Below are 1014 nucleotides of genomic sequence, written 5' to 3'. Positions count from 1 at the left end.
GCGAGCACGCGGCCGCGCTGGCAGGGCAGTTCCCGGCCACCGCCGACGGCACCACCCTGCTGGCACACCGGGCCGACGCGGCGATCTTCGGGGCAGCCGAACCGACGGAGATGCAGGTGCAGCAGTACTGGGACCAGGTGGACGACTCGCTGACCAAGATGAAGGACTCGCTGGGTTTCTGGCAACGGCAGCGGGCAAAGTACACGCCGCGCTCGCTGGTTGCCGACGCCAGGAGGCGGCTGGCGCGGCGGCGGACAACGGCCGCCACTAGAATCCGTACAGTAGACTCACAGGCCGGACGGCCGGAACAGGGCGGGAGCAGCACGTGGCAGCAAGACTGAATCTGGTCAGCGCCCCGGTCGGCAAACGGCTGGGGGCATGGCTGATCGACAAGATTCCGCCGGCCGTGCTGATGCTGGCCGCCTACGCTGCCAGCGTGCCGGCCGTGATGGAGGCCGCGGCCTCGGGCAGCGCCTCCGCGGCCGCGGAGTCGCTGGGCGGCCTGTTCCTGTGGATCGGGCTGGCGGGCGTGCTGTCGCTGGCCTACACCATCTGGCTCTGGGGCTGGGAAGCGACTACCGGCAAGACTCCCGGCAACGTGCTGTTGGGCCTGCGGACCGCTAATGAGGACGGCCACCCGGCCGGCTGGGGCGCCATCTTCCTGCGCGGGCTGATCATCGCCGTGGGCGGACTGGTGTTGGCGGTGGGCTCGGTCGTGGTGGTGGTCTCCAACGTCTGGGACCGCAACCACAGGCGGCAGGGCTGGCACGACAAGGTGGCCAAGACACTGGTGCTCGACGTGGCCCAGGGCCGCGATCCGCTGACCACCGGTGGGCTCTACGGGCCGGCGGCCTTCGCCCCGGATGGTACGGACGCCCGCGCCGGCTTTGCCAACGTGGCACCGGACGGACAAGACCCGCGCCGACCCGCCGCTGGGCCGGCTTCGCAGCCCTCCGGGGTCATTGCCGCAATCCCGGGATTCGGCCCGGCAACGGGCGCACCGGCGGCCAAGGC

Annotated in this window: 1 protein-coding gene and 1 pseudogene; both read left to right on the top strand. The window is 71.4% G+C overall.

The annotated features are described in order from the left end of the window. Positions 1-341 (top strand): annotated as a pseudogene (locus AC5RUJ_RS17115) (transglutaminase domain-containing protein); the annotation flags it as partial. Continuing rightward, a partial coding sequence (locus AC5RUJ_RS17110; protein ID WP_494156348.1) for an RDD family protein occupies positions 326-1014 on the top strand: 689 nt, incomplete at its 3' end. The pseudogene AC5RUJ_RS17115 and the gene AC5RUJ_RS17110, both read left to right, overlap by 16 nt.

This window comes from Arthrobacter sp. Y3223164 (assembly GCF_059091005.1).
This window is presented reverse-complemented; position numbering and strand designations above follow the sequence as displayed.